Origin of the sequence: Pectobacterium versatile (genome assembly GCF_020166435.1) — a bacterium.
Lineage (GTDB): Bacteria > Pseudomonadota > Gammaproteobacteria > Enterobacterales > Enterobacteriaceae > Pectobacterium > Pectobacterium versatile.
On the sequence record NZ_JAINZP010000003.1, the window covers coordinates 78,711 to 103,366 of the forward strand.

Annotated in this window: 16 protein-coding genes; 6 read left to right on the forward strand and 10 right to left on the reverse strand. The window is 52.4% G+C overall.

Going from position 1 to position 24,656, the window contains the following annotated elements:
- Positions 1-15: 15 nt before the first annotated feature.
- Positions 16-2,739 (reverse strand): copper-exporting P-type ATPase CopA, encoded by a 2,724-nt coding sequence (copA, locus tag K7X24_RS05230; RefSeq protein ID WP_224553451.1) that lies wholly within the window; start codon positions 2,737-2,739, stop codon positions 16-18.
- A gap of 116 nt (positions 2,740-2,855) precedes the next feature.
- Here copA and cueR point away from each other — a divergent pair, with 116 nt between their 5' ends.
- Positions 2,856-3,263 (forward strand): Cu(I)-responsive transcriptional regulator, encoded by a 408-nt coding sequence (gene cueR, locus K7X24_RS05235; protein WP_224553453.1) that lies wholly within the window; start codon positions 2,856-2,858, stop codon positions 3,261-3,263.
- 36 nt (positions 3,264-3,299) lie between these two features.
- Here cueR and K7X24_RS05240 read toward each other — a convergent pair whose 3' ends face one another.
- The 6 genes from K7X24_RS05240 to ubiG form a co-directional block, all read right to left on the reverse strand.
- On the reverse strand, positions 3,300-3,755 hold the full coding sequence (locus tag K7X24_RS05240; RefSeq protein WP_224553455.1) for an NfeD family protein: 456 nt from the start codon (positions 3,753-3,755) through the stop codon (positions 3,300-3,302).
- A complete protein-coding gene (locus tag K7X24_RS05245) occupies positions 3,755-4,669 on the reverse strand; it encodes an SPFH domain-containing protein (RefSeq protein ID WP_224553457.1) in 915 nt (304 codons plus the stop codon). The genes K7X24_RS05240 and K7X24_RS05245 overlap by 1 nt, the downstream gene beginning before the upstream one ends.
- A gap of 274 nt (positions 4,670-4,943) precedes the next feature.
- Positions 4,944-5,204: a class I ribonucleotide reductase maintenance protein YfaE gene (yfaE, locus tag K7X24_RS05250; RefSeq protein ID WP_224553459.1), complete on the reverse strand. Its 261-nt coding sequence runs from the start codon at positions 5,202-5,204 to the stop codon at positions 4,944-4,946.
- A 3-nt stretch (positions 5,205-5,207) separates the two neighbouring features.
- Complete coding sequence (gene nrdB / locus K7X24_RS05255; RefSeq protein ID WP_224553461.1) at positions 5,208-6,338, reverse strand: class Ia ribonucleoside-diphosphate reductase subunit beta; 1,131 nt, start codon at positions 6,336-6,338, stop codon at positions 5,208-5,210.
- 120 nt (positions 6,339-6,458) lie between these two features.
- Positions 6,459-8,744, reverse strand: coding sequence for a class 1a ribonucleoside-diphosphate reductase subunit alpha (nrdA, locus tag K7X24_RS05260; RefSeq protein ID WP_224553463.1), 2,286 nt, complete (start codon positions 8,742-8,744; stop codon positions 6,459-6,461).
- Positions 8,745-9,093: 349 nt separating this feature from the next.
- Positions 9,094-9,813, reverse strand: coding sequence for a bifunctional 2-polyprenyl-6-hydroxyphenol methylase/3-demethylubiquinol 3-O-methyltransferase UbiG (gene ubiG, locus K7X24_RS05265; protein ID WP_224553465.1), 720 nt, complete (start codon positions 9,811-9,813; stop codon positions 9,094-9,096).
- Positions 9,814-10,073: 260 nt separating this feature from the next.
- Here ubiG and gyrA point away from each other — a divergent pair, with 260 nt between their 5' ends.
- Both gyrA and rcsC read left to right on the forward strand, forming a co-directional pair.
- The gene (gene gyrA, locus K7X24_RS05270) at positions 10,074-12,713 is read left to right on the forward strand and encodes a DNA topoisomerase (ATP-hydrolyzing) subunit A (RefSeq protein ID WP_224553467.1); all 2,640 of its coding nucleotides are present in this window, start codon (positions 10,074-10,076) and stop codon (positions 12,711-12,713) included.
- 115 nt (positions 12,714-12,828) lie between these two features.
- On the forward strand, positions 12,829-15,684 hold the full coding sequence (rcsC, locus tag K7X24_RS05275) for a two-component system sensor histidine kinase RcsC (protein WP_224553469.1): 2,856 nt from the start codon (positions 12,829-12,831) through the stop codon (positions 15,682-15,684).
- Positions 15,685-15,721: 37 nt separating this feature from the next.
- On the opposite strand, the gene rcsB is transcribed toward rcsC, so the two are convergent.
- Genes rcsB through K7X24_RS05290 form a run of 3 tightly spaced genes read right to left on the reverse strand, consistent with a single transcriptional unit; the run spans position 15,722 to position 20,254 of the window.
- On the reverse strand, positions 15,722-16,372 hold the full coding sequence (gene rcsB, locus K7X24_RS05280) for a response regulator transcription factor RcsB (protein ID WP_005976164.1): 651 nt from the start codon (positions 16,370-16,372) through the stop codon (positions 15,722-15,724).
- A gap of 8 nt (positions 16,373-16,380) precedes the next feature.
- Positions 16,381-19,068 carry a phosphotransferase RcsD gene (gene rcsD / locus K7X24_RS05285; RefSeq protein ID WP_224553471.1) on the reverse strand — a complete coding sequence of 896 codons (2,688 nt, stop codon included), beginning with the start codon at positions 19,066-19,068 and terminating at the stop codon, positions 16,381-16,383.
- A 16-nt stretch (positions 19,069-19,084) separates the two neighbouring features.
- Positions 19,085-20,254: an MFS transporter gene (locus tag K7X24_RS05290; protein WP_103860146.1), complete on the reverse strand. Its 1,170-nt coding sequence runs from the start codon at positions 20,252-20,254 to the stop codon at positions 19,085-19,087.
- Between the two features lie 343 nt (positions 20,255-20,597).
- Here K7X24_RS05290 and menF point away from each other — a divergent pair, with 343 nt between their 5' ends.
- The 3 genes from menF to menH all read left to right on the forward strand — a co-directional run bounded on the left by menF (position 20,598) and on the right by menH (position 24,651).
- A complete protein-coding gene (gene menF, locus K7X24_RS05295; protein WP_224553474.1) occupies positions 20,598-21,920 on the forward strand; it encodes an isochorismate synthase MenF in 1,323 nt (440 codons plus the stop codon).
- 245 nt (positions 21,921-22,165) lie between these two features.
- Positions 22,166-23,848 carry a 2-succinyl-5-enolpyruvyl-6-hydroxy-3-cyclohexene-1-carboxylic-acid synthase gene (gene menD, locus K7X24_RS05300; protein ID WP_224553476.1) on the forward strand — a complete coding sequence of 561 codons (1,683 nt, stop codon included), beginning with the start codon at positions 22,166-22,168 and terminating at the stop codon, positions 23,846-23,848.
- Positions 23,836-24,651 carry a 2-succinyl-6-hydroxy-2,4-cyclohexadiene-1-carboxylate synthase gene (gene menH, locus K7X24_RS05305; protein WP_224553478.1) on the forward strand — a complete coding sequence of 272 codons (816 nt, stop codon included), beginning with the start codon at positions 23,836-23,838 and terminating at the stop codon, positions 24,649-24,651. The genes menD and menH overlap by 13 nt, the downstream gene beginning before the upstream one ends.
- The last annotated feature ends 5 nt before the right edge of the window (positions 24,652-24,656 follow it).

Consider the following 24,656-nt stretch of genomic DNA (forward strand, 5'->3'; position numbering starts at 1 on the left):
CGCGCCGCGTTTGTATTACTGATTTTTAGGTTTAAAACGCAGCAGGCGGTTGGCGTTGCTGACCACCGTGATGGAGGAGAGCGCCATCGCTGCACCGGCCACCACTGGGCTAAGTAGCGTCCCTGTCAGCGGGTAGAGCACGCCAGCGGCAATGGGGATCCCCAGCGAGTTATAGATAAACGCGCCCAGCAGGTTCTGCTTCATGTTGCGCAGTGTGGCATTGGAGAGCGCCAGCGCATCGGCGACACCGTGCAGGCTGTGGCGCATCAGCGTGATAGCAGCGGTTTCAATCGCGATATCGCTGCCTCCGCCCATCGCAATGCCGACATCGGCCTGTGCCAGTGCCGGTGCATCGTTGATGCCATCACCAATCATGGCCACGCGCTTGCCCTGAGCCTGTAACTTTTTGATGGCCTCCGCTTTGCCGTCTGGCAGCACGCCAGCAATCACCTGATCGATACCCGCTTCTTTAGCGATGCTCTTCGCCGTGAGCGGGTTGTCCCCCGTGAGCATGACGAGTTGATAGCCCTGCTGGTGGAGACGCTGCAAGGCGCTGACGCTATCCGCTCGCAGCGGATCGTGGATGGAGAACACCGCAATGATGTGACCATTCGCCGCCAGTAATACTGGTGTGATTCCGCGCTGAGCCTGTTCGCCGATCAGCATTTCGCCTGCGGTGATATCGACCTGATGTTGCTGCAGAAGCGCCGGATTCCCCAGTAGCAGGTGTGCATCACCGATCTTGCCGCTGACGCCGAGACCGCGCAGCGTACGGAACTGTTCGGCTGGCGTGAGCGTCAGATTCCCTGCTCGTTCAAGAATCGCTTTTGCCAGTGGATGATTCGAGCCTTGCTCCAGCGAAGCCGCCCAGTCCAACGCCTGAGTTTCCGTCACGTCGGCGAAGGTATGAATCGCCACGACGCGCGGCTGTCCTTCGGTTAGCGTCCCAGTTTTGTCAAACACCAGTACATCCAGCTTGCTGGCCTGCTGTAAGGCATCGGCATCACGCACCAGCACGCCAAACTCCGCGGCACGTCCGACGCCGGAAATAATCGACATTGGTGTTGCCAGCCCAAGCGCACAGGGGCAAGCAATGATCAGAACGGTCGTGACGATAATGAGCGTGTAGACAATCTGCGGCTGTGGCCCCAAGAAGAACCAGAATGCGCCGCTGAGAAGTGCGATGGCCACGACGACGGGAACAAACACGGCAGAAATGCGATCCGCCAACTGGCCGATAGCGGGTTTGCTACTTTGCGCCTGCCTGACCAGTCGGATGATTCGCGATAGGGTAGTTCGGTTGCCGATCGCGTCCACGCGAAAGAGGACGCTGCCGTCGGAAACCAGCGTGCCAGCGTGAACGGTATCGCCGGACGTTTTGGCTTGCGGGATCGGTTCCCCGGTCAGCATGGCTTCATCCACCCACACTTCGCCTTGCAAAATCTCGCCATCGACAGGAATACGGTCGCCGGTTGTCAGGCGCAGCGTCATGCCGGACTGCACGTCGGATAGCGGAATGGATTTCTCACCTTCCGGCGTTACGACGCGAGCGGTGGGGGGCGTCAAATCCAGTAACCGTTCCAGCGCCCGCGAAGAGCGTTGACGGGCGCGCTGTTCCAACGCATGACCGAGGTTGATTAAACCGATGATCATGGCGCTGGCTTCATAGTAAAGGTGACGCGCCGCTATTGGGAAAAGATCCGGCCATAGGTTGACGGTAATAGAGTAAAGCCAGGCAGCACCTGTTCCCAGCGCGACCAGCGTATCCATGGTCGCTGTGCCATTTTTCAGGCTGCGCCAGGCGTTATGGTAAAAATGACTGCCAGCGAATACCATCACCGCTAGCGTCAAAATACCGATGACCAGCCACGGCGTTTGGCTTTCCGGCGTCAGGCTCATGCTGCCGCCTAGTACGCCCCACAGCATCAGTGGCACACCAAGCAGCAATCCCAGCGCGGCCTGCCATTGGAAACGGAGAATAGCTTGCTGAGAGGTTTGCTGCTGGCGTGCGCGGCGAGCTTCTTCGTCCTGAATAATTTCTGCGCCATAGCCCGCTTGCTCAACGGCAGCAATCAGCGCTTCCGGCTCAGCGTGACCGCTGACCAACGCGCTGCGTTCGGCCAGATTTACGCGCGCCTGCATGACGCCGCTGACGTTTTGCAACGCCGTCTGCACGCGGTTCACGCAGCTGGCGCAGCTCATCCCCTGAAGCAGGAGCTGTACGCTGTCGTCATCGCGGGTGGCGAGTGTTGTCATTGCCGGAAGAATACTCTCGGCCGCTGGCAGCGCTTCCGGCGTCGTCGCTACCTGTGCCAGCGGCTCAGTTTTTGGGTGAACGTTCTCCTGCACGCTGGCGTGATAGCCGGCTTCTTCAATGGCGCTAATCAGTGTTGTGGCCTCAACGTTGCCATACACGGTTGCCTGCTCTTTGGTGACATCCGTCGCCACGACGCTGGGAATGGCTTCCAACACTTTACGCGTAGCGGCGACACAGTGATTGCAGCTCAGGCCGGAAAGCTGAAGAGAGACATCCGGCGTGGTAGCGAGCTGTGCTTCGTAGCCAGCCTGCTCAATAGTGTCGATCAACGTCTGGGAATCAACGTCGCCGCTGATTCTGGCGTACTGTTGGGTGACGTTGGTTTGTTCGACCGCAGGCAACGCGTCCAGCGCTTTTTTCACGCGTTGGACACAGTGTCCGCAGGTCAGTCCCTGCAACGACAACACGATAGTTTGAGACATAATAATTTTCTCCCGTGATCACAGCCGGAGGTGAAAGACGTTGACCGGCCATCAGATTTCTACTAGTTATTGGATAAGGTAAACCTTCTAGCAAGGGGAGGGTCAAGGGGGAAATCATGAATATCAGTGATGTTGCGAAAAAAACCGGTCTTAGTAGTAAAACCATTCGCTTCTATGAAGAGAAAGAACTTCTGACTACGCCGCTGCGTTCTGAAAATGGTTACCGCAGCTACGACGACCATCACGTCGAAGAGCTGACGCTGCTGCGTCAGGCGCGCCAGGTTGGTTTTAATCTGGATGAATGCCGAGAGCTGGTTACGTTATTTAACGATCCGCTGCGGCGAAGTTCTGATGTAAAAGCACGAACCTTGCAGAAAGTGCAGGAAATCGAGATGCATATCGAAGAGCTGAAAACGATGCGTGAACATTTGCTGACGCTGGCCGAACAGTGTCCGGGAGATGGGAGCGCAGACTGTCCGATAATCAATAATCTGGCGGGCTGTTGTCAAAAGAGAAAAGAGTGATAAAGGGGAGACGATCTCCCCCAAATAATGCGTTAATTAGCGCTCAGTCGGTCGTACATGCAGCGTGATACCATCGATGGCAATCACTTCAACCTGCGTGCCGACGGGCAGATCCTGTTCTGATTTCACACGCCAACTGCTGTCACCGATGTTTACCCGCCCGAAACCGTTGAGCACTGGGTCGGTCAGCGTAGTGCGCAGTCCAACCAGTTGTTGCCCGCGCTGGTTGAGCATCGACTGTGGGCGTGACTGCGTTCGTTTACGCAGCCAATACCACCAGAGTAGTGCCGTAACGATCGTCAGGATGGCGAAAATCGTTCCCTGTAATGGCCACCCCAGCGGCATCATCCACGTTAATAGCCCAACCAATACTGCCGATAAACCGCTCCACAGCAAATAGCCACTGGCGCCCAGCATTTCGGCTGCTAAAAGCAGACCACCGAGCGACAGCCAGAACCAGTGCGCATTTTCCATCACCAGTTCAATACCCATTATTGACCTCTGCTGTTTTTGCTATCTTTAATCAGTTCTGTGATCCCACCGATAGCCCCCATAAGGTTGCTAGCTTCCAGCGGCATCATGATCACTTTGCTGTTATTAGAAGAACCGATCTGCTGTAACGCATCGGTATATTTCTGTGCGACAAAGTAATTAATTGCCTGAATGTTACCTGCCGCGATGGCTTCGGATACCATTTTAGTCGCTTGTGCTTCCGCTTCTGCCGCACGCTCACGAGCTTCTGCTTCAAGGAAGGCGGATTGGCGCTGGCCTTCGGCTTTCAGAATCTGTGACTGTTTTTCCCCTTCTGCTTTCAGAATCGCGGCCTGACGTATCCCTTCGGCCTCCAGAATATCAGCACGCTTGTTACGCTCTGCTTTCATCTGTGCATTCATGGCGGCAATCAGTTCAGCGGGCGGGCGTACGTCGCGAATCTCGATGCGGGTGATTTTCACGCCCCACGGGTTAGTGGCTTCATCAACAATGTGTAGCAGGCGGGTGTTGATGCTATCGCGTTGAGACAGCATCTCGTCCAGCTCCATGGAACCCAGCACCGTACGGAAGTTGGTCATGGTGAGGTTCACGATAGCCTGTTCCAGATTGCTAACTTCATAGGCGGCCCGCGCGGGATCGATTACCTGAATAAAGCAGACGGCATCAATGGCTACATTGGCGTTATCGCGTGAGATAATTTCCTGAGAGGGTATGTCTAATACCTGTTCCATCATGTTGATTTTACGACCAACGCGATCCATAAACGGTACGACCAGATTCAGCCCCGGCATCAGCGTTTTGGTATAGCGACCAAACCGTTCCACAGTCCATTGATATCCCTGAGGTACAATTTTGATGCCTGACCAGACGATGATGAGTGCAACAAAGATCAAAATAGGAATGACGGTGAGCATATTCTAAAACCTCTAGGTTGTTTTATCCCCGCCATACTTCAAGCTGCATGTACGTTGGTAATACTCCGCTCATCTCTGAGCCTCGCCCTGACGGGCCAACGCTTTGTATTGTTCAAAACACCTGTGTTTTGTCCCGCAACTTGAATTATTTAGGGTATATAGCAGTCGAAAAACGATTTCAGTAGGTAGTGTAACTCACTTGAGTATGAAAGCGGGCAGTAAATACGCCCGCCAGTAAACGCGGTAAGGAGAATGTCCTGTGAGGGAACGGGGGCTAGATATCAAGTTCGATGTCGCCCTGAGGCATACAGCAGCAGGGGAGGATTTCATCCTGTTGGATGCAGGCCAGCGGGGTTTGATGATACGCCACTCTGCCTTTCACCAGACGCAGTCGACAGGATCCGCAATAGCCGGAGCGGCACTGATATTCAATGCTGACTCGGTTAGACTCCAGCACATCCAGCAGCGAAGGGCGGTCGTCTGAACAGGAAAACTGCGCACCGGATGTGCGCAGTGTGATCGTTGGATTGCTCATCGATTACAGCTGGAAATCGCTCAGATCGTCGTCGCTGATTTCTGAATCGATCTGACCGACCAGATAAGAGCTGACTTCAACTTCCTGTGGCGCGACCTGTACGTTATCGGACACCAGCCAGGCGTTGATCCACGGGATTGGGTTCGTGCGCGTCTGGAACGGCAGCGGCAGCCCAACGGCCTGCATGCGGATGTTGGTGATGTATTCCACGTACTGGCACAGAATATCTTTGTTCAAGCCAATCATCGAACCGTCGCGGAACAGGTATTCAGCCCACTCTTTTTCTTGCTGAGCAGCGAGCACGAACAGGTCATAACATTCTTGCTGGCACTCTTCAGCAATCTGCGCCATTTCGGGATCGTCATGGCCTGAGCGCATCAGGTTCAGCATGTGCTGTGTACCTGTCAGGTGCAGCGCTTCATCACGGGCAATTAGCTTGATGATTTTCGCATTGCCCTCCATCAATTCGCGTTCCGCAAAAGCAAACGAGCAGGCGAAGCTGACGTAGAAGCGAATCGCTTCCAGTGCGTTTACGCTCATCAGGCACAGGTACAGCTGCTTTTTCAGCGCATGAAGGTTTACGGTCACGCTTTTGCCGTTAATCTGATGCGTCCCTTCACCTAGCAGATGATAGTAGCTGGTCATCTCAATCAGCGAGTCGTAGTAGCCGGAGATATCTTTGGCACGCTTCAGGATTTCTTCGTTAGTCACGATATCGTCAAACACCAGCGACGGATCGTTCACGATATTACGGATGATGTGTGTGTAAGAGCGTGAGTGAATGGTTTCCGAGAAAGCCCAGGTTTCCACCCAGGTTTCCAGCTCAGGGATAGAAATCAGCGGCAGCAGCGCCACGTTCGGGCTACGTCCCTGAATAGAATCCAGCAGCGTTTGGTATTTCAGGTTGCTGATGAAGATATGTTTTTCATGATCGGGCAGCGCCTGATAGTCGATGCGATCGCGGGATACGTCGACTTCTTCTGGGCGCCAGAAGAAGGACAGTTGCTTTTCGATCAGCTTTTCGAAAATTTCATATTTTTGTTGGTCAAAACGCGCCACGTTAACACACTGACCGAAGAACATCGGTTCGAGCAGTTGGTCGTTTTTATTCTGTGAAAAAGTGGTATAGGCCATTAATTTCTCCAAAAAAATGCCGGAGCATTTTTTAACGCCAATTGTGGCAGCCCCGTAGGGTGCGGATAGGGGCACCCGCTATAAAGGATGAAAGGCTGCATCGCAGCCTTTCTTATTAGCTTAAATTTTACACGCGCCGCCTTCGCAGCCATCGTCCTGTGGCTCTGCCAGCAGGTCATCTTGTATGTCTTCAGCGCCGTCACGGGTGTTTTGGTAATACAGCGTCTTAATGCCGAATTTGTAGGCCGTGACGAGATCTTTCAGCAACTGTTTCATCGGTACTCGACCTGACGGGAAGCGTGACGGATCGTAGTTGGTGTTGGAGGAGATCGCCTGATCGACAAATTTCTGCATCAGACCAACTAGTTGCAGATAGCCGTCGTTATTTGGCATATCCCACAGCAGCTCGTAAGCGTCTTTCAGCGTTTCGTATTCCGGCACTACCTGGCGCAGAATGCCGTCTTTAGACGCTTTGACGCTGATGTGGCCGCGCGGTGGTTCAATACCGTTGGTGGCGTTGGAGATCTGAGACGACGTTTCAGACGGCATCAGCGCAGACAGTGTGGAGTTGCGCAGTCCGTATTCTTTGATGTCTTTACGCAACGCTTCCCAGTCGAGATGCAGCGGTTCGTTGCAAATCGCGTCCAGATCGCGCTTGTAGGTATCGATAGGCAGAATACCCTGTGAATAGGTGGTTTCATTAAACCACGGACAGGCCCCTTGCTCACGCGCCAGCACATTCGATGCCTTCAGCAGATAGTATTGAATGGCTTCAAACGTTTTGTGTGTCAGGCCGTTGGCGCTACCGTCAGAGTAACGTACTCCGTTTTTCGCCAGATAGTAGGCGAAGTTGATGACGCCAATACCCAATGTACGGCGACCCATCGCACCACGTTCTGCGGCCTTAATCGGATAATCCTGATAATCCAGCAGGGCGTCCAGTGCACGCACAGCCAGCGTCGCCAGATCTTCCAGATCGTCTAAGCTATTGATGGCACCGAGGTTGAAAGCAGACAGCGTACACAGCGCGATTTCACCGTTTTCATCATTGACGTCGTTCAACGGCTTGGTCGGCAACGCGATTTCCAGACACAGGTTGGACTGGCGAACGGGTGCAATCTGTGGATCGAATGGGCTGTGCGTGTTGCAGTGGTCAACGTTTTGAATATAGATGCGTCCTGTGGAAGCACGTTCCTGCATCATCAGGGAGAACAGCTCACCGGCTTTGATACGCTGTTTGCGGATACTGGCATCCTGCTCATATTGCACATACAGGCGCTCGAATTCATTCTGATCGGCGAAGAAAGCGTCATACAATCCCGGGACGTCAGATGGACTGAACAGTGTGATTTCTTCACCTTTTACCAAACGCTGATACATCAGTTTGTTCAACTGCACGCCGTAATCGAGGTGACGAACGCGGTTACCTTCTACACCACGGTTGTTTTTCAACACCAACAGGCTTTCCACTTCCAGATGCCACAGCGGGTAGAACAGCGTGGCTGCACCGCCGCGTACGCCACCCTGAGAGCAGGATTTCACCGCTGTCTGGAAGTGCTTATAGAAAGGGATACAGCCAGTGTGGAATGCTTCTCCGCCGCGAATCGGGCTGCCGAGTGCACGGATGTGGCCTGCGTTGATGCCGATACCAGCACGCTGGGAAACGTATTTCACGATTGCGCTGGACGTTGCGTTGATGGAATCCAGACTGTCGCCGCATTCGATCAGCACGCAGGAACTGAACTGACGCGTTGGCGTACGCACCCCCGCCATGATTGGCGTTGGCAGAGAGATTTTGAACGTAGAGATCGCGTCATAAAAACGTTTAACGTAATCCAGACGAGTCTCACGCGGATAGCCGGAGAACAGGCAGGCAGCGACCAGAATGTACAGGAATTGGGCGCTTTCGTAGATATCACCGGTGACACGGTTTTGTACCAGGTATTTCCCTTCCAGCTGTTTCACCGCCGCATAGGAGAAATTCATGTCACGCCAGTGATCGATGAAAGCGTCCATTTGGGCGAATTCTTCCTGGCTATAGTCTTCCAGCAGGTGTTTGTCGTACTTGCCCAGTTCTACCATCTTGGTGACGTGAGTCAGCAGAGCAGGCGGTTCAAACTGGCCGTAGGCTTTTTTACGCAGATGGAAGATCGCCAAACGCGCGGCCAGATATTGGTAATCTGGACTTTCTCGGGAGATCAGGTCGGCTGCGGCTTTAATGATAGTTTCATGAATGTCGGAGGTTTTGATTCCGTCGTAAAACTGAATGTGGGAGCGTAGCTCCACTTGAGAAACGGAGACATTGTGTAAACCTTCAGCGGCCCAGGTAATGACGCGGTGGATTTTATCCAAATTGATTTTTTCTTTACTGCCATCGCGCTTGGTAACGAGCAAGCTCTGGTTCATGTTGGGATTTACCTGTTGGTGAAAATAAAAAATATCCCCTGTTTATTCACAGAAATACTTCTGTGACTAACTCTGTGGATAAATACTAGATATAGATGTTTTTTGATAAATGGCTACTATATGGTGAGTATTGTAGTGTGGATTCGTTTGAGAACAAGGCTTGATTTTGGTGTTGATTTCATGTTCCTGAATCGTTAGTTTCTCGAAATCCTGATTTTGTAAGGGCTAAGAGGATGTCAATATTCTGTAAAAAAAAAGAAGCCCCTGACATTTTGTTGGTTTAGCAGGCGAAACTAACAAATTACGCGGCAAAAAGCCGCGAGACATTTAAGAGTATTCCGAATCGATTCTATTTATCGTGGCGAGTATGTAGCATGTAGTTCACGTCTACGTTTGGGCCAAGTTTAAAGTGGTCCGTCAGCGGATTGTAGTGCAGTCCTGTGATATGTCTCTCACGCAGTGCGGTTTCATCAACCCAGCGCATTAGCTCCGCTGGGCGAATGAATTTCTTAATATCGTGTGTGCCGCGTGGCACCATTTTTAGCAGATATTCGGCGCCGATGACGGCTATCATCCACGCTTTCGCATTGCGGTTGATTGTGGAGAAAAATACATGTCCGCCGGGTTTGACCAACTGAGCACAGGCCTTTACCACCGATCGTGGGTCGGGAACGTGCTCCAGCATTTCCATGCAGGTGACGACATCATAGAGGCCAGTGTAAGTGCTTGCATGGGCTTCTACCGTTTCCTGCACGTAATCGACGGAAACACCGCTTTCCAGCGCGTGCAAGCGCGCGACCTGCAACGGCTCTACGCCCATATCCAGCCCCGTCACGTCCGCCCCTTCACGCGCCATGCTCTCGGCCAAAATGCCGCCGCCGCAGCCGACATCCAACACTTTCTTGCCGAACAAGCCTTCCGCATGCTGCGAAATATACCCCAGACGTAGCGGATTAATGCGGTGCAATGGTTTGAATTCGCCTTCTAAATCCCACCAGCGTGAAGCGATGGCCTCAAATTTGGCAATTTCCTGATGGTCAACGTTCGGAGTTTGATTTTCTACATTCATGTGTCATCACTGCCCTTCGTTATATTCTACTGCCGCGAGTATACCCCGTTCGTGTCGCAACGTGCAGCGGTGTCCGTTTTCTCTGAGGGATATCTGAGGAATGAAAGCCTATTGGGGAAACAGCCTGTTCGGAGCGGAAGGGAGTTTCCCCCGAAACTGTGGTTTGTGATATAATTTTTCACCTTTTGAACAGTTCGCCTTTCTGAACGGTTCACTTTTCTGAATACGGGTAGATGCCTAAATAGAGGGATAGCGGCTCCATGAGCGACCTTGCCAGAGAAATCACACCGGTCAACATTGAAGAAGAGCTGAAAAGCTCGTATCTGGATTATGCGATGTCCGTTATTGTCGGGCGTGCATTACCAGATGTTCGTGATGGACTTAAACCGGTACACCGCCGCGTACTGTATGCAATGAGCGTACTGGGTAACGACTGGAACAAAGCGTATAAAAAATCCGCCCGTGTTGTCGGGGATGTCATCGGTAAATATCACCCACATGGTGATTCTGCCGTTTATGAAACCATTGTACGTATGGCGCAGCCTTTTTCACTGCGTTACATGCTGGTCGATGGTCAGGGCAACTTCGGTTCGATTGACGGCGACTCCGCTGCGGCTATGCGTTATACCGAAATTCGCATGTCGAAAATTGCCCATGAACTGCTGGCCGATCTTGAAAAAGAAACGGTCGATTTTGTGCCGAACTATGACGGCACCGAGCAGATTCCTGACGTTATGCCAACGCGTATTCCCAACCTGCTGGTTAACGGTTCTTCCGGTATCGCAGTTGGGATGGCTACTAACATTCCACCGCATAACCTGACAGAAGTCGTGAATGGCTGCCTAGCTTATATTGACGATGAAGATATTAGCCTTGAAGGCTTGATGGAGCACATCACTGGGCCTGACTTCCCGACGGCGGCCATCATTAACGGTAGACGCGGTATTGAAGAGGCCTATCGTACGGGTCGTGGCAAGATCTACATCCGTGCGCGTGCCGAAGTTGAAGCGGACGCGAAAACTGGCCGTGAAACCATCATTGTGCATGAAATTCCGTATCAGGTGAACAAAGCTCGCTTGATCGAGAAAATTGCCGAGCTGGTCAAAGATAAACGTATCGAAGGCATTAGCGCGCTGCGTGACGAATCCGATAAAGACGGTATGCGTATCGTCATCGAGATTAAACGTGACGCCGTGGGCGAAGTGGTACTGAATAATTTGTACTCCCAGACCCAGCTTCAGACGTCATTCGGCATCAACATGGTCGCTCTGCATCAGGGCCAGCCGAAGATCATGCCGCTGAAGGACATTCTGGTCGCGTTTGTGCGCCACCGCCGTGAAGTGGTGACGCGTCGTACCATTTTTGAACTGCGTAAAGCTCGTGACCGTGCTCATATCCTGGAAGGTCTGGCTATTGCGCTGGCGAACATCGATCCGATTATCGAACTGATTCGTCGTGCTGCGTCACCTGCTGAAGCGAAAGCGTCGCTGATCGCACAGGCATGGGAGCTGGGTAGCGTTGCTACCATGTTGGAACGTGCGGGCGATGATGCTGCGCGTCCAGAATGGCTGGAACCGGAGTTCGGCATCCGTGACGGGCGTTACTACCTGACTGAACCGCAGGCGCAGGCGATTCTGGATCTGCGCTTGCAGAAACTGACCGGCATGGAACACGAAAAGCTGCTGGATGAATATAAAGAGCTGCTGGCCCAGATTGCCGAGTTGCTTTATATCCTCAATAGCCCTGAGCGCCTGATGGAAGTGATCCGTGAAGAGCTGGAAGTGATCAAAACGCAGTATAATGATGGTCGCCGCACGGAAATCACGGCAAACACCGCCGATATTAACATCGAAGATCTGATCAATCAGGAAGATGTTGTGGTAACGCTGTCTCATCAAGGGTATGTGAAATATCAGCCGCTGAGCGACTACGAAGCCCAACGCCGCGGCGGCCGCGGCAAGTCTGCCGCCCGTATAAAAGAAGAAGACTTTATCGATCGCCTTCTGGTGGCGAACACCCACGATACGATTCTGTGTTTCTCCAGCCGTGGCCGTTTGTATTGGATGAAGGTATATCAATTGCCGGAAGCCAGCCGCGGTGCGCGCGGTCGTCCTATAGTCAACCTGCTGCCGCTTGAACCGAATGAGCGTATTACGGCAATTCTGCCGGTGCGTGAATACGAAGAAGGCCGCCATATCTTCATGGCAACCGCGAGCGGTACCGTGAAGAAGACGGCGCTGACGGAATTCAGCCGTCCGCGTAGTGCGGGGATCATCGCGGTTAACCTAAATGAAGGTGACGAGCTGATTGGTGTTGACCTGACCGACGGTAGTGATGAAGCGATGCTGTTCTCTGCGGAAGGCAAAGTGGTTCGCTTCTCTGAACAAGCGGTGCGTTCGATGGGCCGTACGGCAACGGGCGTCCGTGGTATCAACCTGCAAGGCGAAGATCGTGTCGTTTCTCTGATCATTCCTCGCGGCGAAGGCGATATCCTGACCGTCACGCAAAATGGCTTTGGTAAGCGTACTGCCGTGAGCGAGTACCCGACCAAGTCGCGTGCGACGAAAGGGGTTATCTCTATCAAGGTCAGCGAGCGTAACGGTAAAGTGGTTGGTGCGGTTCAGGTTGATACTGCTGACCAGATCATGATGATCACTGATGCGGGAACGCTGGTGCGTACACGCGTATCTGAAGTCAGCATTGTTGGCCGTAACACTCAGGGTGTGACGCTGATTCGCACTGCGGAAGATGAAAGTGTTGTTGGTCTACAACGCGTTGCAGAACCGGTAGAAGATGAAGAGCTCGATGGCGTGGTAAAAGTCGAAGGTGAAATCGCCGAAGACGATGATGCTATCGATGACATTGATGGCGATGATGACATCGCTGAAGATGACGAATAATCCTTTTCCTTAAATCGGAACGAGTAGAGTAAGCCAGCGCGATGCGCTGGCTTTTTTTATTGACTCTCGGTAGTGTATCAGCAAACGGGTTCTCCTATCATTCAACGGTATCCACTTGAAATATCTCGCCTCATTTCATACCACATTAAAAGTTTCCCGCTATTTGTTTCGGATTCTGGCGATCATGCTGTGGGTGTTGGGAGCGCTGATATCCGTTTTCTATATCACTAACGTATTGAATGCAAAAGAGTCAGAGCTGCGGCAGGAGTATAACCTCAGCTTTGATCTGTCGCAGGGTTACATCCGACACGCGTCGGATATTGTACGCGAACTCGAATATCTGGCTGCAAATCGCCTGATGTTGGCAAGAGAAAAGGCAGAGCCGCCAACGGAAGGGGGCCCCGGTGTTTCCGTTTATGCGCTAGCTCCCGGCGCAACGTGTTCCACGCAATATGGCGGGAATGCGGCGCTGCTCTCATTGAGCCATTTTTTCAACGGCTGGCAGGATAATTTCTCTGCCGTCTACGATCTTAATCGGGTCTTTTTTGTCGGCGGCGATCGGCGCTGTATGGTTGATTTCGGCATCCGTAACCAGTCGCTCGACCGTGATAACTTGCTTAAAAATGTGCAGGATCGGTTTCAGGATCAGAAGAAGAGTCGCACTCAAACTGGACGCGATGAAACGGTCTATTGGATTACCCCTGCGTCAATCCCCGATGTTGGCTATTTATATGCGCTGACGCCGATTTATGTGGATAACAAGCTGGAAGTCATCATGGGGATTGAACAGACGATTCGTCTGGATGACTTCGTCACCATGGGTAAATTTCCGATCGGTGCTCGGCTGTTGGATCAATATAATCAGGTAGTTTTGCAGTTTTCCGATGATAAAGATCGCTATGTTTCTTCGGTAGACGGCTACCCCTCTGAGCATAATTATTTTGGCTATGTGAATGGCTATGATGAACTCATTCTGAAGAAATCGCTGCCGCCTACTTCATTCAGTATTGTGTACTCGCTGCCGTTGAAGGTACTGCTTTCTCACATCAGCGCATTGATGATCAACATGCTTGTGCTGAATATATTATGGGCTATTTTGCTGTTTGTACTGGCGCTAGTATTTGAGCGGAAAATGCTATTGCCTGCAGAAGTGAATGCGTTCCAACTGGAAGAGAATGAGCAATTTAACCGCAAGATTGTCGCATCGGCACCGGTAGGAATTTGCATTCTGCGTATTAATGACGGCACGAATATCCTCAGTAACGAGCTGGCACACAACTATCTCAATCTGCTTACCCATGAGGATAGGCTGCGAATTACTCGCATCATTTGCGAGCAGCAGTCCAAGTTTGTGGATGTCATGACTAGCCGTAACTATCACCTGCAAATCAGCTTTGTCCACTCGCGCTATCGTAATGAAAATGTGGCAATTTGTGTGCTGCTGGATGTCAGCGCGCGCGTCAAAATGGAAGAGTCACTACAGGAAATGGCGAATGCCGCCGAGCAGGCCAGCCAGTCCAAATCGATGTTCCTCGCCACCGTCAGCCATGAACTGCGTACGCCGCTTTACGGAATTATCGGTAACCTCGACCTGCTGCAAACCAAGTCGCTGCCGAAGGATGCCAACCGTCTGGTTGTGGCGATGAACAACTCCTCCTCGCTGCTGCTAAAGATCATCAGCGATATTCTCGATTTTTCCAAGATTGAGTCGGAACAGTTGAAGATAGAACCGTGTGAATTTGCGCCGCATGAAGTCATCAGCCACATCACCAGTAACTATCTCCCGCTAGTGGTTAAAAAACGCCTAACGCTGTACTGCTTTATCAATCCTAATGTTCCCGTCAGCCTGTTTGGCGATCCCGTACGCTTGCAGCAGGTGTTGTCTAACCTGTTGAGCAACGCCATTAAATTTACCGACACGGGCTGCATTATTTTTGAAGTTGCTTGCCGCGATGGCTATCTGGAATTTTTGGTGCGCGATACTGGCGTGGGCATTCAACCGCGCGAGGTGGTGAAGCTGTTTGATCCATTCTTCCAGGCTGGGAGCGGTGTGCAACGTCATTTTCAGGGCACAGGCTTGGGGCTTGCGATTTGTGAAAAGCTGGTCAATCTGATGGATGGCGATATTACCATTGAGTCGGAGCCTGGGCTTGGCAGCTTATTTGGCGTCAGGATTCCGTTGTATAAAGCGCACTATTCTCCCGTGACGATCAACGCCAGTCTGCAAGGGAAGACATGCTGGTTGAGGGTCCGTAATGCGCGGCTAGAGGCATATTTGCTGACTCTGTTGCAGGATCAAGGAGTACAGGCTGTACGTTACCAGAATCAAACTGTATCTCCTGACGATGTGATGATCAGTGATTATACGTCGACAGAAGACATTGCCGTTCGGGCGCATATCGTGATGAGTGGCGCGCATAACGGATCAGCGCAGAAAGTCAGCGAAGGGCACTGGGTGCAAGGGACATCGACACCTCAGAACCTGCCTGATTTGCTGGAGAAAACCTATCGCTCAGAAAGCGAGGATAGAACTCGCGCCGAGATTTCTCCGCCACTGACCAACTATGTGCGAGCGGAGAATGGCGACATGGTGATTCTGGTAGTTGACGATCACCCCATCAACCGTCGACTGTTGGCGGATCAGCTCGGTTCTCTGGGCTATCAAGCGATGACGGCGAATGATGGCGTAGATGGGCTGAGCGTGTTGAGTAAAAATCACATTGATATCGTGCTGACGGATGTCAACATGCCGAATATGGATGGTTATTTGTTCACACAGCGTATGCGTGAGCAGGGATTACGCTTCCCTGTTATCGGTGTTACGGCAAATGCGTTGGCGGAAGAACGAGATCGTTGCCTTGGCGCTGGGATGGATAACTGTTTGTCAAAACCGGTTACGCTGGATACGTTGCAGCAGTCGTTGGCGCATTACAGCAACGTGGTGCGTCAGGCGAGAACATCTATGGAATAACCTGCACCAGCGGCTGCCGGTGCAGGAGAGGAAAACCTTAATCGACCTGCGTTGCGCCACCGTTAACGGAAGACAGGTAATTCAGCAGGGCGATATCGTTCTCGACGCCCAGCTTGGTCATGGCTGACTTCTTCTGGCTACTGATCGTTTTAATACTACGATTCAATTTTTTGGCGATTTCGGTAACCAAAAAGCCTTCTGCAAACAAGCGTAGCACTTCACTTTCTTTCGGAGACAGGCGTTTGTCGCCGTAGCCGCTGGCGCTGATTTTCTCCAGCACTTTGGATACGCTGTCTGGAGTGAATTTCTTCCCTTTTTGCAGGGCCGCCAGCGCTTTGGGCAAATCGGTCGGCGCCCCCTGTTTCAGTACGATGCCTTCGATATCCAAATCCAGCACTGCACTCAGAATCGCTGGATTATTATTCATAGTAAGAACAATAATAGAGAGGTGGGGAAAATGGCGCTTAATGTATTTAATGAGGGTAATACCATCGCCGTATTTATCGCCTGGCATGGATAAATCGGTGATTAAAACATTAGCATCCAGCTTAGGTAGGTTATTGATCAACGCTGTTGAGTCTTCAAATTCGCCAACTACATTGACCCATTCAATCTGCTCAAGCGATTTTTTGATGCCAAAAAGGACAATAGGATGGTCGTCGGCAATAATTACGTTTAAGTTACTCATCGTTTTGGTTACTCATCTTGTTGGCTACCTTGCTGCCCTTTAGGTTCTACTGGGGATAGTAATGCACTGACAAACCTCTCAATTTCATAAAGGCTAGCCTCGATCTGTTCACTATCATGCGCGGTAATATGCTGTTCAAGCTGTTCACACAACTGTTTGCCAGGATGCAGATTAAGCATGGCAAACACGCCTTTCAGCCGGTGTGCCGTCTGCGAAAGCGACGGGAAATCGCCTGCTTCCACTTCAGTATACAGCCTCTTTAAATCATCCGGTACTGTCTCCACGAACAGCGAATAATAGTCGCTTGATGCCAATTGTACGGCGTAAAATTCGACACTATCCGGTTCCCCTTCCTGTAGCGTATCGGGTGATGTTTCCAGTTGTAGCTCAATCAGCTTAAGTAATGCCTCCTGCAGGAGGTGGCTGATATTATAATTCACCCGCAAACGGCGCGGGCCCAAAGGCGTTACTGTGTCATCGTCATGACTCAACAGCAGCGTATAATCTGCTTTTTTCTCCGGGTCGTCAGTCATGCAGATATCCGCTTCCTGATTAATCTGGCGTTCATCGCTAACCAGATAATTTGCGCCCCAGCCCGTCAGCATATTGCCGACAATATGCTGTACTTCATCGGACGTCACATCCAGCAGAACGGTAATACCGTCCAGCAGTTTTTCTTCCTCAACGGGAAGCGCTTCCGGTTCCAGTTTTAGCGTCAGAATATAGTGTGTGCCTAACCCAGTCTTACTGTTGATAGTTAACGCGCCGCCCAGTTTATTACAGAGTTGATTGCACAAAAATAAGGTCAATCCTGAATTTTGTCCGAAACGATCGGTAGTAGCAGGATGCAGGAAAGGATGCCGAATATTTTCCTGCTCTTTGCCAGAAACATTCGTTCCCGTATCGCTGATCTGAATAATCAGCGTATCCGACTCATTATTTTTTCTATCAATCGACACCGTAACCTTGCCGTAATCCGTATTGGTCACCGAATAATTCAGCAGCAGCGTCAGCGTCTTTTTCAATAGTTCTGCATCGCCTACGTAGGTTTGATTCATATCCAGATTGTAATGATGGAATAGGGTCAGGCCTTTTTGATTCAATCGTGGCAGCAGCTCAAGGAGAACCTGGTCAATAAGCGTCAGGAGTGAAAAACTGTCGTTGACCACGGTCCATTCCTGCGCTTCCAGCTTTTCATGCAAGGCGATATTTTCCAGCAGTTCGATCGCGCAGCGGGTATCTGCCGTTAGCTGATCCAGCGTGGGTGTCAGCACGGTTGCTGTCTCGCTGTGGCGTAGCGTATAAATATGCTGCCGCAGTGAAATCAGCGGTTGTTTGAATTCGCTGAGCAGGTTTTGGAATAACCGTTTTCTGGCATGAATATTCTTTTCGTATTCACGCTGGGCGAGCAGCAGTCTCCGCTGCACCTGAATCTCTTTATCCTGTTCACGCAGCAGGAAGAGACAATAGTCAGATGAATATTGGCTGCGGATTTGGCGAATTTCATACATCTCATTATTAATGGTGACCTGAATGACGCCCTGATGTTCGTCCGCCATATTGGTTATTTTTTGTAGGCTCAAATGCGGGAGCAGATGCTCCGCACGTTCATTTTGTATGATGACTTTGTTAATGCTGAAATCATAAACCAGCACGCCCATTGGGATTCTGCTCGCCATTTCGCGGTAAATATTCAGTTTTTTTTCTAACTGATGAGATAAATCTTCTCCAGGATGCGCATATTTACGACGGAAAAGATAAAAGCCTGCAATGGATAAACTCAGCAGAACCAGATTTAACAGCAGAAGCCAGATGTTATTACGCAATGAATCAATAATCACGGCTTTGACAGACACCTGAAAAACGACTTTTATCGGCGCATTCACGAGCGTGGCGGAGATTTCAATATTGGAACCATGAAGCTGCGCGTCGGCCGTACCTTCGCTCGTATTACTGCTGTCCATATTGCTGGCCGCTGGCGTATCCGGCCTCAGCATAAGATATTCGCGCGGAATGGTGTCTGGAATTAAATCGTTAATCGGTAGATCAAATGCAAGAATCGTCGCAAGATGGCCCGGCTGGTTGAATGTAGTGCGCAGCGTAAAATAGTAGTCGTTATAGAATCGCAATTTACGCAGCGGAGAAAAACTTTCGCGTTCGTCTAATACATTCGCCTGTTGCAGCATTTCCGCCCGACGGGCTTCTGCAATGACCGTAATATAATTGCCACGGAACTGCGAAGAGATATCTTTCAACGTCTGCGTAGAAATCATCGTCAGGCTGCTGTCGATGCCATTCAGGTAATACATGGAATAGACACTATTCTCTGCACCCCAGAGAATATCGAGGTAGCGTGATATTCGACGAACCGAAGTTAGTGTGACTTTATCGTGTTGTCCAAAAATCAGTGCGTCCGTTTTCTGACCGTTTTTTTCTACGTAGAAAACATCGGACATTAAATTAATCGCGGTAATATTGGCGTCGCTAGCGGATGGTTCACTGTTCAAACTGCCGTAAATTTGGTACGTGAAAAAACGATAGGTATCGATACGTTTCTGTATGCCCTGGGCAATTGTTGTCAGCGAATGTTTTTTTTCTGCCAGCAAATCGTTGATGTAGTTATAGCCGAACGTTCCGGTAATAAGGAGCGACAGCACCGTAAGGAGTGAAAAATAACGCAGGATCATGGCTGGCATCAATTAACGCTCCTGATTAGCGGATAACGGCACGCGCACTGGCGCTAACGCCCAGCAATAGCAGTGCGACAAACCCGAATGCGGTAGCCAAATTGCTGAACTGTGCAATAAAGCCGAGAATGGTCGGGCCGATCAGAATACCTGCATAGCCCACTGTGGTAATGGAGGCGATGGCCAGATTCGGCGGCATGATCTTTTGATTCCCTGCTGCGCTGAAAAGGATCGGTACCACATTCGATGCGCCAATACCCACCATCACAAAGCCAAGAATGGCGGTGATTGCATTATCAATGCTGATCGTTAACACCAGACCGAGTGCGGCACAGAGGCTGCCACCGGTCAGAATTGCGTAGCGTCCTAGTGCGTTAACAATACGATCGCCGTTCAACCTGCCTAGCGTCATCGCGACGGAAAATGCTGCATAGCCCATGCCCGCCTGCGCGCCGCTCAGGTTGCGTTCAACCGTTAAGAAGAGGGCGCTCCAGTCCAATATGGAACCTTCGGCTAAGAACATGATGAAGCACAGTGAGCCAATGAACATCACCCAGCCGCGTGGGATGACAAACAGCGGGCTGTCGTCATCTTGATTTGTGGTGCGCAGCAGGTGTTTATGCGCCGTTGCCATAAATATCAGCATGAGTGCGACAATCGCCAAAATCGCCATCAGCGGGGACAGGCCAAGCCACAGCAGGGCGCTGACGCCGCCTGCGCCGACAATCCCCCCGATGCTAAAGAAGCCATGAAAACCGGACATCATCGCCCGACCGCTCGCCCGTTCCACGATGACGGCCTGAATATTCATCGCGACATCAATCATACCCATGGACGCGCCGAAAAAGAGCAGCGTTATAGCCATGAGAGGCAGCGTTTCTGCCTGCGTCAGCGCGGGCAACACCAGACAAAGCAGCGCGCTTGCCAGCAAAATAACGCTGCGACACCCCAGTTTGCTGGTGAGGAAACCGGTAAGCGGCATGGCTAAGAGCGAGCCAATACCGAGAGAAAGCAGCAACATCCCCAGAGAGGCATCACTGATAGCCAGCCGCGTTTTGACAAAGGGCACCAGCGGCGCCCAGGAAGCCATAGCAAAGCCCGCAACAAAGAAAACGATGCGCGTGGCTGCCTGTGCTTTCTTCCCTGGCAGATTCTGATTAATGCATAACGGGTTGGAATTCAGAGCTGTACTCATCCTGAACGAGGCTATCCGGTCGACGTAACAAGGGCCTACTTTTACCATAATTAGCGGTCTGAATGGAAAGAATCCTGGCGTGCGGCGTTGGCGCGAGGGGAGAAGGGATATGTGGGGCCGTGGCGCGGGCAAAAAAATGCCGATTAGATAATCGGCAAAAGAATCGGTCAATTAAAGCAATAATGATGATGTAATTGGATTTTAAAGCGATGCGCGCGACCCGTTTTGCCGTTTGGTGCGATTTCAGTCCGTGCTCACCGTTATGGTCTTGCGTAACCTCTCACCCACGACGTGTTTTTTTCCCGTATAATCCCCTACTTTGTGTTAGGTCTCCGGGGTAACGGTGAAACAACTTTCCGACTTGCTGCGGCATCTGCAGCAGGATTTGCGCGAGCCACAGCCTGAGCGCGCAGGTTTCAGACAAATAACGCGTTCGTTGGCCCTCAGCGATGCGTCTGAGCTATTGCCGTGGCTGGCGACCCAGCCAGTTTACCCCCAGTTCTATTGGCAGCATCGTCAGGATCGTGAAGAAGCCGCTGTTTGTGGCAACGTGTGCGGGTTTCGCCACATTCAGGACGTCGAGGCGTTTCTTGCTCAGCAGCAGTGCGATTCCGATGTGCGCATCTGGGGGCTGAACGCGTTTAATCAAACGAAAGAGGACTACGTTGCGTCACCCAGCTACCTGTTTTTGCCCCGGGCAGAACTGCGACGTCAGGATGACACGCTCAGCCTGAGTATTAATCTGTTCAGTGATACATCATTGCAACAGGATGCCGTTGAAGCCTCGGCGTTTATTAATCTTCTTTTACCACCCGCGTCGCAGCCTCTTTTGCATGCGGAGGTGCAGTCCGTCGGGCATCAGCCGGAGCGTCAGGGGTGGATTGATTTGCTCCAGCGGGCGCTGCATGACATCAATACCGGGCTGATGGAAAAGGTCGTTCTGGCGCGGGCGACCACGTTAACGCTGACGCAGCCGCTACAGGGCACCACCTTTATGGCTGCCAGCCGGGCGGCAAATCACCACTGTTTCCATTTCATGCTGGCGCACGATGCGCGTCATGCGTTTCTTGGTTCCAGCCCAGAGCGGCTTTATCGCCGACGGGGTAACGAACTAGAAACCGAGGCGCTGGCGGGGACGGTGGCAAGCGACCGCGATGCGCGCAAAGCCGCGGAACTGGCCGACTGGCTGATGAATGACACCAAAAATCAGTGCGAGAACATGCTGGTGGTGGATGATATTTGCCAGCGGCTACAGCAGTCCGCGCTGTCGCTGGATGTCATGCCGCCGGAAATTGTGCGCCTGCGTAAAGTACAGCATCTGCGCCGTACCATTCACGCCACGCTGCGCACTGCATCCGATAGCGAGTGCCTGAATGCGTTACAGCCCACGGCAGCCGTCGCGGGTCTGCCGAGGCAAGAGGCTCGTCGTTTTATTGCCGAACATGAACCGTTTGAACGCGGCTGGTACGCGGGTTCCGCAGGTTACCTTTCGCGTCAGCAGTCTGAATTCAGCGTGGCGCTACGTTCGGCTGAAGTGCGAGATCATGTTTTAACGCTCTATGCCGGTGCCGGAATTGTAGCGGGTTCTGATCCAGAACAAGAATGGCAGGAGTTAGAAAACAAAGCCGCAGGGCTAAGATCCCTGTTAGACGGTGATATGTCATAGTTTTGTTTTATGGTTGTTGTGCGAGGTACTGGTTTATATCAAAGTCAGCGTGATAAAAAAAAATATAATAAGGCTGATCTCGATGTGTGCTGAAGGGCAACCAGACCGCCAACAGCTTGATCATTAGTATTTGCTTAATACCCTAAATCATTCGAGTTGCGTGACAAAACGTTAGCGTTTTGAACAACGCTATGCGGCTTGAAGTATAACGGATATAACCTGCAACCTGAGTTGTTGAGTACAACATGTCAACAAGTGTATTTAATCGCCGCTGGGCTACATTACTGCTGGAATCGCTGACCCGCCACGGTGTCCGGCATGTCTGCATCGCGCCTGGCTCTCGCTCCACCCCGTTGACGCTGTCTGCGGCGGATAATCACGCACTGATTTGCCACACGCATTTTGACGAGCGGGGGCTTGGGCATTTGGCGCTGGGGCTGGCAAAAGCCTCGCGTGAACCGGTTGCGATTATCGTGACGTCAGGCACTGCTGCCGCGAATCTTTATCCCGCCATCATTGAAGCGGGGTTGACCGGTGAACGTCTGGTGGTTCTGACGGCCGATCGTCCGCCGGAGTTGATTGACTGCGGTGCGAATCAGGCGATTCGTCAACATGCACTGTATGCTTCTCACCCCACGCTGGCGCTGGATTTACCGCGCCCCACGCCCGATATTCCGGCTAGCTGGCTGGTTTCCTCTGTGGATAGCGCCATGGCGCGGCTGACGCACGGCGCGTTGCACATTAACTGTCCCTTTGCCGAACCGCTGTACGGTGCCGATGACGGCACGGTGTATCAGGACTGGCTGATGACGCTGGGCGACTGGTGGAATAGCCGTGAGCCCTGGCTGCGCGAAATGCGCCAGAGTACGCTGGCGGTGCAATCGGACTGGTTGCAGTGGCGACAGAAGCGGGGCGTTGTCCTCGCCGGTCGCGTGAGTCCTGAGCAAGGGGTGCAACTCGCCGCGTGGGCGAACGAACTGGGCTGGCCGCTGATTGGCGATGTCCTGTCGCAAAGCGGGCAGCCGTTACCTTGTGCGGATATTTGGTTAGCGCATCCTGATGCAGCGGCTCACTTACAGCAGGCGGAAATTGTCTTGCAGTTCGGCGGTAGCCTGACCGGTAAGCGACTGCTGCAATGGCAGGAACAGTGCCAGCCACAAGAATTCTGGTTAATCGATGACCTACCGGGACGGCTGGATCCGGCTCATCACCGCGGACGCCGTCTGGTGGCGGACGTGGGCGAATGGCTGTCTGCGCATCCCGCACATAAACAAGCTCCGTGGGCGGATTTGCTGGCGGATATTGCCGACAGAACGCAGCGGCAGGTTGACGCACATCTGGCTTCCCGCTTTGGTGAGGCACAGCTGGCGCAGCGCATACCAGCGCTGTTGCCGCCGGACGGGCAGTTGTTTGTCGGCAACAGCCTTGTTGTACGCCTGATCGACGCATTGGCGCAGCTCCCACAGGGATATCCGGTGTACGGTAATCGCGGTGCCAGCGGCATTGATGGCTTGATTTCCACGCTGGCCGGTGTACAGCGTGCCACGTCAAAAGCCACGCTGGGCATCGTCGGCGATCTTTCCGCGTTATACGATTTGAATGCGCTGGCGCTGCTGCGTCAGTCTCCCGCACCGCTGGTATTAATCGTGGTGAACAATAACGGCGGCCAGATATTTTCCCTGCTGCCGACGCCGGTTGCACAGCGTGAAGCGTTTTACTGCATGCCGCAAAATGTGGAGTTCGGCCACGCGGCCGCGATGTTTGGCCTGAATTACGTGCGTGCCGAGAGCTGGGAACAGCTAGCGAGTACGGTAGCGGATTGCTGGACTCAGGGCGGCGTCACGCTGCTGGAAGTGGTGGTTGAGCCAAAAGACGGCGCGGAAACGCTCAATGAACTGGTCGCTCAGGTGGCGACGTGGGCGCACTAGAGTTTCAGGGGATAGATTTTCAAGGGCTAGGCTGCAGGAAAGTGACGCATGGCGCGGTGGCTCCGAGGCAGTCATGGCTGGTGTGTCTGCATGGTTTATTAGGCAGCGGTGAGGATTGGCAGCCCATCCTGCCGTTCTGTCGTGACTGGCCCGTGCTGCTGGTGGATTTACCCGGACACGGCGCGTCGCGAACGATATCCACAACAGATTTTGCCGATGTTAGTAGCCAGTTAAGCAAGACGCTGTTGGATCAAGGCATTGAGAATTACTGGCTGCTAGGCTATTCGCTTGGTGGGCGTATCGCGATGTATCACGCCTGCAACGGGCAGCATGACGGCATGCTCGGGTTACTGGTCGAAGGCGGGCATCCCGGCTTGGCAACGCCGGAGCAGCGTACGGAACGCATCCACCATGATGCACGTTGGGTGCAGCGCTTTCGTCAGGAACCGCTGCCAGCGGTCTTGCAGGACTGGTATCAGCAGGCGGTCTTTGCCGATGTTGACTCTACTCAGCGTGAACAGCTGATCGTGCGGCGTAGCGCCAATCACGGTGCGTCCGTTGCGGCAATGCTGGAAGCCACCTCGCTGGGGCGGCAGCCTTTTTTGGTGGAACGCCTCCAGCACCTGTCGATACCTTTTGTTTACTTATGCGGTGTCAGCGACGTGAAGTTTCAAACGCTGGCGGCGCAATACGGCCTGCCGTTACTGAGCGTGGCTCAGGCGGGTCACAATGCTCATCAGGCGAATCCAACGGCCTATGCCGAGCGGGTTCGCTCTTTTCTTTTGCATCACGTTAAGGATTGATAACT